The sequence below is a fragment of the Arthrobacter sp. Y3223166 genome, from assembly GCF_059090935.1.
The window spans coordinates 1-2450 of sequence record NZ_JBNHGE010000081.1; the positions used below are offsets into that span (position 1 = coordinate 1).

Sequence of the window (2450 nt, forward strand, 5' to 3'; positions counted from 1 at the left end):
GGGCAGGGCCGCGGCGAAGGCTCGGCCTGGGCGCGGGAATGCTGGCGTCGGCGGTGGCGCTCACGGCGCTGGTCGGCCCGGCACTCACGGCGCGGGGCGATCGCGAGGTGCTGCGCGACGTCGTCGTTCCCCCGGTCAATCTCTACGACTATCCGAGCCCGCTGATGGATTTCCGGAGCTACGTGAAGGACCGGGCCGAGGAGACGCTCTTCACCGTCGCGGGGCTGCCCGAGGGCCAGCGGGTGCGGTTGGCGGCGCTGGATACCTTCGACGGCACGGTCTACAACGTCAACCCCGAAAGCGGGGGCAATTTCAAACCCGTCGGCGACGCCGGTTCGCTCGGCCCGGCGTCCGGCGGCACCGCGCGGCTCGACATCCGGATCGGGGACTACAGCGGCGTCTGGCTTCCCGCGGGCGGGCACATCGAGGGGCTGGCGTTCGAGGGCGAGCGGGCGGCCGAGCTGGGCGGCTCGCTGTTCTACAACGACGACTCCCAGACGGCGCTGACCACCCGGTACCTGCTGGCCGGAGACAGCTACTCGGTGGAGACCACGTTCCCCGGCCGGCTGGAGGACGCCCAGCTGGCACAGTATGACTTCGCCTCCGTCCGGCTGCCGAAACCGGCCAGGGTGCCGGACATCGTCGCGGCCAAGGCGAACGAATTTGTCGGCGAAGCGACGGTGCCGATCGAACAGGTGCGCCAACTGGAACGGAACCTGCACGAGAACGGCTTCTTCAGCAACGGCAAGGAAGACGAAGCGCGCAGCCTCTCCGGCCACCATGCGGGGCGGATGATCCAGTTGCTGGATGCCGACCAGATGATTGGCGACGACGAGCAGTACGCCGTCGCCATGGCGTTGATGGCCCGGCACCTGGGCATCCCGGCCCGGGTGGTGATGGGCTTCTACCCGGATCCGAAGGAAGGCCCGTCCGCCGGGGAAGCAGTTCAGATCAAGGGCGAAGACGTGCACGCCTGGGTGGAGGTGGCGTTTGAGCATGCCGGCTGGGTCGCCTTCGATCCGACGCCGGACGAGGACAACGAGCCGACGCCGCCGCAGCAGGAGCCGAAGTCGACGCCCAAGCCGCAGGTCCTGCAGCCGCCCCCTCCGCCGCAGGAACCGGCCGAGCTTCCGCCGGACACCGCCCCGGAGCCGCAGGACGCCGAGCAGCAGGAGAAATCGTTCTGGGACCAGTGGGGCTGGCTCTTCGCGGCCGTGGGCCTGGCCGCCCTCCCGCTGGCGGTATTGCTGCTGCCGCTGTTGCTGATCGCCTGGCTGAAGCTGCGCCGGCGCAAGCGGCGGGCCAGCGAAGGCCTGCCGAGCCAACGCGTGGGCGGCGGCTGGCGCGAGGTGATGTCCCTGGCCACCGACATGGGAGCGAGCGCCCCCGCCAACGCCACCCGGCGCGAGCACGCGGCCGCGCTGGCAGGGCAGTTCCCGGCCACCGCCGACGGCACCACCCTGCTGGCACACCGGGCCGACGCGGCGATCTTCGGGGCAGCCGAACCGACGGAGATGCAGGTGCAGCAGTACTGGGACCAGGTGGACGACTCGCTGACCAAGATGAAGGACTCGCTGGGTTTCTGGCAACGGCAGCGGGCAAAGTACACGCCGCGCTCGCTGGTTGCCGACGCCAGGAGGCGGCTGGCGCGGCGGCGGACAACGGCCGCCACTAGAATCCGTACAGTAGACTCACAGGCCGGACGGCCGGAACAGGGCGGGAGCAGCACGTGGCAGCAAGACTGAATCTGGTCAGCGCCCCGGTCGGCAAACGGCTGGGGGCATGGCTGATCGACAAGATTCCGCCGGCCGTGCTGATGCTGGCCGCCTACGCTGCCAGCGTGCCGGCCGTGATGGAGGCCGCGGCCTCGGGCAGCGCCTCCGCGGCCGCGGAGTCGCTGGGCGGCCTGTTCCTGTGGATCGGGCTGGCGGGCGTGCTGTCGCTGGCCTACACCATCTGGCTCTGGGGCTGGGAAGCGACTACCGGCAAGACTCCCGGCAACGTGCTGTTGGGCCTGCGGACCGCTAATGAGGACGGCCACCCGGCCGGCTGGGGCGCCATCTTCCTGCGCGGGCTGATCATCGCCGTGGGCGGACTGGTGTTGGCGGTGGGCTCGGTCGTGGTGGTGGTCTCCAACGTCTGGGACCGCAACCACAGGCGGCAGGGCTGGCACGACAAGGTGGCCAAGACACTGGTGCTCGACGTGGCCCAGGGCCGCGATCCGCTGACCACCGGTGGGCTCTACGGGCCGGCGGCCTTCGCCCCGGATGGTACGGACGCCCGCGCCGGCTTTGCCAACGTGGCACCGGACGGACAAGACCCGCGCCGACCCGCCGCTGGGCCGGCTTCGCAGCCCTCCGGGGTCATTGCCGCAATCCCGGGATTCGGCCCGGCAACGGGCGCACCGGCGGCCAAGGCGCCGGCGGCCGGCCCCGGCTCCGACGTGTCGC

2 protein-coding genes are annotated in these 2450 nt (G+C 71.1%); both read left to right on the top strand.

The window, feature by feature from the left end:
* On the top strand, positions 1-1745 hold a 1745-nt coding region (locus tag AC5RUH_RS16570), incomplete at its 5' end, for a transglutaminase TgpA family protein (protein WP_494129140.1).
* On the top strand, positions 1730-2450 hold a 721-nt coding region (locus AC5RUH_RS16575), incomplete at its 3' end, for an RDD family protein (protein ID WP_494129141.1). The genes AC5RUH_RS16570 and AC5RUH_RS16575, both read left to right, overlap by 16 nt.